This is a genomic window from Ohtaekwangia sp. (genome assembly GCF_036568665.1).
Classification (GTDB): Bacteria; Bacteroidota; Bacteroidia; order Cytophagales; family Cyclobacteriaceae; genus Ohtaekwangia.
In genome coordinates this window covers 1-5,398 of the sequence record NZ_DATCSD010000443.1, presented here as the reverse complement: position 1 = coordinate 5,398, position 5,398 = coordinate 1, and the positions used below count along the sequence as shown (strand labels likewise).

Below are 5,398 nucleotides of genomic sequence, written 5' to 3'. Positions count from 1 at the left end.
TTTTCGTAGTTTGATATTTCGTTGTGAAAAGCTTTCGATACTATATACTCCTAACTGTTATACTCTATCCAACGGTAACTTCCTTAGGCCAGGAGACGAAGTTTATTACGCCTATTAAATATACCCAAAACGATGGACTCTCCAGTTACTATATTACGAAAATCATAAAAGACTCTTACGGTTTTCTCTGGATCGGTACACAGGAAGGTCTTAACCTGTTTGACGGAAACCGTTTCCAGACGTTCACGAAACGCTCACCGGCAAAACAGAAACTAAAGGGCAGCTTTATTTCAGATCTGCTTGAAGATAAAAAACGGAACTGCCTTTGGGTGCTCTTATCGTATGGTGAAGTATGCGCTATAGATCTGCAAACACGTGTAGTAATTCGCAGAATTTCGCTCGATGCCAGCAATCCGGATAACGTGAAGTGGAAGCGATGCCTTGCATTGAAAGGCGATACACTCTGGATAGCCGGACTTGATTTTGCTTACGCTTATCACATTACAAAGAACAAAATACTTCCTGTCGATATTCGGGCAAAGTGCAATATCGGAAATGGTGAACTCAATGTCTCGATGATCCATTTTGATCATCAACAGCGCATGATTCTCTGTGCCGATGGCTATGGTATAATTATACTGGATGAAAATTTGAACCACCTTCGTACATTTCGTACAGAAGAGCTGAGCGCTGGAAGTACTAACACCAAGCTGCGCTTCTGGGATGCTGGTAAGCAAAAACATATACTATATATAGCGAGCAGCGCAGGGTTAAAAATTCTAAACACAGCACTGCCGGAACTTACTTTAGCGTCTGTCGATACAACATTACCTGTTCTTCATTCGGAAATGCTAAGTATAGCTGCGTCTTCAGATTCTTCTTTGATGTTCTCTACATCTGCGGGTGTTTACGAATATAACCTGCTGGAGAAAAAAGTTACCTCCTTCCGGGATAATAACCCGGCTGATAATTTATTTACCACCACCTATGATATATACTACGATCAGCAATTGCACCAGGCGTGGCTCGGAACGCTGGCTGGTATTGCTTCTTTTCCAACCCGCGTAGTGCATTTCAGGTCGTTTTCGGAATACGGCACGAGGGTAAAAATAAAGCATTTGTTCTCGGTACTGCCGGTATCTGAAAATGTAGTCTATGCCGGTGATGAGAATGGTATATATTATGTTGATACATATACCGGTGAGATTGAACAGATCAATGATGCCGGTAGTAACCTGATGTTATTTCAGGATGCTGCTCATCACGTGTTTGTCTCGAATAAAAAAGGCTTCCATATTATTGAAGGCAAAAAGCTAATACCCGCGTGTGAAGTTTTTCCTTCTATGAAACTGCTGGACTCCGACCATCTTAGTTGTGGTATTCAGTATAATGATTCATTGGTATTGTTCGGCAGCATCATACAGAAAGGACTTACCATCTGGAATACGCGCACCGGTAAACTTCAGGTATACCACCGGCAGTCGGTTGGCCATACTATAGAAGGGCTTACCATCATCAATTACTTGTATAAAACCCGGAGTGGCGATGTGATGATCCTCACAGAGAAATCGGTCATCGCTTTCAATCCGCTTACAGGGAAATATACCACCCATACTATACGTGATAATCTGACGCAGGAAGTGATCAGTAATTTTATGGATATGTGCGAAACCGATGATCATTTTTATATAGCAACGTATGGCGATGGATTGATTGAAACCGACAAGCAACTTCGGGTAAAGAAGATTATTCGTTCGGAAGATGGGTTGAATAACACCTGTATATACCGTGTATTTCCCTACCAGAATAAATCTATACTGGTAACAACAAATGAGGGTTTATCGATGATATACCTGAATCCCTTGAAGATCAAGAACTATTTTCAGACGGATGGACTCAATACCAATGCTTTTGAACAGCTCTGTGGTTATCAGGACGATCACCGAATCATTGCCGGGGGTGTTGATGGTTTTACGATTATTAATCCGGCCTTGCTTCCAAGTAACGCTCGCCCACCAGACCTGTATTTCGGAAAGTTGAAAGTAAATACCAAGTCGGGTGTAATTGATACTTCTAATCTTACCTTGGAAAAAATGGTTATACCGTCTGATGTGTTGCAGACTGCTGTTTCGTTTTCTGCGTTGAACTTCAGCAATCCGAAAGAAGTGCGATACGCTTATAAGATTAATGAGCTTGACAATCATTGGATTGATTTAGGAAAGCAGAATTTTGTAGACCTCATCGGTCTTTCTCCCGGAGACTATACCTTGCAAGTCCGGGCCGCTAATGAAGATGGCATCTGGAGTGAGCCTCGTGCCATGGGGCTTATTTATATACCGAAGTGGTATCAAACCAATCTTTTTAAATTTGTTATTGTCCTGATGGGTGCTGCCTGTATTTATGGATTGTTGCGTTATCGCATCGATCAGCTCAGAAAGCAGCAGGAGATACGCAAGCAGATCGGCAATGATCTGCACGATGATATAGGGAGTATATTAAATTCATTAAAAATCTTTACACATCTTGCTAAACGCGAGCCGGAAAATAAATCTCATCTCGGCCAGATAGAAGAATCAATAACACAGGCAACTACAAGCCTTCGGGATATGATCTGGGTATTGGAAGAACCGGAAGATACGATTTTTGAATTGATGGAGCGGATCAAAAAATTTGCACTGCCGGTATGCGTGGCCAACCAGGTAGAGCTTCATGTAACGATATCTTCAGATAAGAAAACGAAAGTGTTGCTGAAAACTGAAAAAAGGAACTTGTTACTCCTGGCAAAGGAAACAATAAACAACAGCATCAAGTATGCACACGGAAAAAATATATCTGTATCACTCACACAAACCGGGCACGCAATGCGATTAAAAATCAGCGATGATGGAGTCGGCTTTGATCTGCATAAGGTAACCTACGGCAAAGGACTGAAGAGTATACAATTCCGCGCACGACAAATCAATTTTACTTCAGAGATTATCTCTATACCGGGAAAAGGTACTTCCGTTGAGATATGGCGGGATTAGTTAATTTCTATCTCCACTTCTATGTCGTTTCCTTCCAGTTGAACCGGTATAGCTTCTAACCCTGGAACAAAATTAAATATTCTTCCTCCCGTAGTAGGAAGCTGTATCATTTTTACGGATGATGACAGGTATACCTTTGCGCTTTCTTTTTGCAACGTAATCTTCTGGTTAGTTGCACTGAGTATATCGGTGGATGGAGAAATAAGCGGAACGACCGTTCTTACCTGATCGCTATACGATTCCCCGTCATAACTAAAATGGATATTTACCACATTGTCTGAAAATATATAGTTTACTGAGCAGCGCACTTCTTCTTGTGGCGGATTGTTCTGGTCTTTATCAACAAGGCGTGACTTTGTTTCAATAATTGTTTTCTGATGATCATGTGCTACCCGCATCTGCGCATTCAGGTCGTTGATATTTCTATAGGCTATACCATCGATCATTAATTCCAGACGTGGCGTTAAAGGCATTGATAGCGGATCATTATCGGGTTGCATGTTGCCTGCTTCGAATAGCTGGTAGTCGTTCATGCTGGCGCACAAAAGTATACCCGCTTTCTCGTGCCAAAGCATGGTGAGAGCCCCGCCTGTTGCATGACCGCTCTTTGTTTTTTTATACTCCCGATCATAGGCTGTAACCGTAGCCCTATATTTACCTTTCGATACCAGGTATGTTTGTATATCACTGAAGAACCGGGTATCGTATACCTTTTCGCGCGGTAACTGTACAGCAGAGCTATCAGCTTTGTCGGTAAGATCGAGATCAGCAATGGCAACCAATGCCTTGATGTGAACAAAAGTATGATGCACGCTGGGTGGCACCTGGTGCGATATATAGTGCGGACCACCATAGAGTAAACCGTCCTTCGTGCATTGTTTCCAGAGTTGTGTATTAAGCAGAGCCACTTTGTAAAAGCGCGGATCACGATCAGCCAGCAACGCATAGGCTGGCTGACATCCATCGGATGTGCGACTTCCCCAATACGTCCACTTATAATTGCGTGTACCCCAACTGTTGTCCCACCCCCCATCGGGTAACATAAACTCCATGTGGGCTTGTAAAGATGCTGTTACTTTCTGCAATACTTCTTCGTCTTTTGTAAGCAATCCATAAGCTGTGAGTGCAGGCAATGATTCTTCTACATTATACCCGAGGTCTACCGAGAAGCAGCCTTTCTTGCTTGGTTCGTAATAAGGATCACCTTCCCCAAAGAGTAACTTGTCTTTTGGGGTAATAAACTTCATTGCCTGGTGAGCCAACTCAGTACCTTTTGTTTTGAATTTACGCACATCCAGCGTATCGCCCAGTAAATATAGTCCGTACGATGCCGAGATCGGGTAGTTGATATTGCCGTAGTCGATGTTGAAAGTAGTATATACAAACTCACCGGCTTTCTTCAGGCGATTAGTCAGTTCGTTCCTGAACGCAGGCTCCATCAGCGCGCTATAATTTCGTAATGCTTCTGTAAGCGCAATGATGGTAAAGATTGTAGTTCCCTTCCATGAATTTTTTACCGGCTCGTTAAGCCATGAGCCATCTTCCTGGCTGACAGTTTTCTCCATCCATCGGTATAGCAGCATGGCTGCATCTATATAACTGCTGTCGTTGTTCTTATGAGCCAGGTGAAAAAACGGGAGTATCGTGTCGCCTACACGTCCGTGTACGATGTTATAGGTGGGGCAGAGAATGCCACCATACTCAGTCGTTCGTGTTGCATCTGTTACCTGTAGCTGACGTAATTTACTTCCCCACGTTTGTAACAGTTCGTTGCTTCGTAAATATAGCTGTGATTTTGCTGCCGGTGCAGATAGCAAAAAAGCATCAGGCATAGTGAGCCCCATAAGCGCCAGGCTTCCAAGCGAAGAGCTTTTGATAAAGTTTCTGCGGGATATCAATGTATGCTTTTGGTATATAGACGGCTTTGTCAGGAACAACCCCCTACATTAGCAGTGTAAATGTGTTGCTAATAACTTACGAAGTTACGGCTGATCGATGTGTTCTGCAATGGAAAGCAGTTTTACCACTTTGGTTTCATCGTTAACGTGATATACAATCTTTACTTTGGGAATGGTTTTGACAGGAAGTTGATCTGTTACCCACAGATAGTGATCATCATAAATGTTGTACGACTCGTGTTTGGTATAGATCAATTTTTCTAAAATTCCGGGGTGGTGCTGTCTGGATACCGTGGCATTTTTTCTGGGCCTATCTTACAGGAGTGGCGCTGGTCAATTCGTGGATTGCCATTATATTTAGCTTGTCATGGCCGTTGAAAGTGAAGCAATATACCCGAACACTAACCTATATACCTCGTGAAAAGAATTAGCAGTATTGATTTTACCCGTGGTTTTGTGATGATCATCATGGCG

The 5,398-nt window shown here is 42.8% G+C and carries 3 protein-coding genes; 1 reads left to right on the top strand and 2 read right to left on the bottom strand.

The window, feature by feature from the left end; genetic code table 11:
- The first annotated feature begins 23 nt into the window (after positions 1-23).
- A complete protein-coding gene (locus VIN08_RS26130) occupies positions 24-3,026 on the top strand; it encodes a sensor histidine kinase (protein WP_331972024.1) in 3,003 nt (1,000 codons plus the stop codon).
- Here the strand turns inward: VIN08_RS26130 and VIN08_RS26125 are convergent.
- Complete coding sequence (locus VIN08_RS26125; protein WP_331972021.1) at positions 3,023-4,924, bottom strand: hypothetical protein; 1,902 nt, start codon at positions 4,922-4,924, stop codon at positions 3,023-3,025. The genes VIN08_RS26130 and VIN08_RS26125 overlap by 4 nt on opposite strands.
- 84 nt (positions 4,925-5,008) lie before the next feature.
- Positions 5,009-5,179, bottom strand: coding sequence for a hypothetical protein (locus tag VIN08_RS26120; protein ID WP_331972018.1), 171 nt, complete (start codon positions 5,177-5,179; stop codon positions 5,009-5,011).
- Positions 5,180-5,398 lie beyond the last annotated feature (219 nt).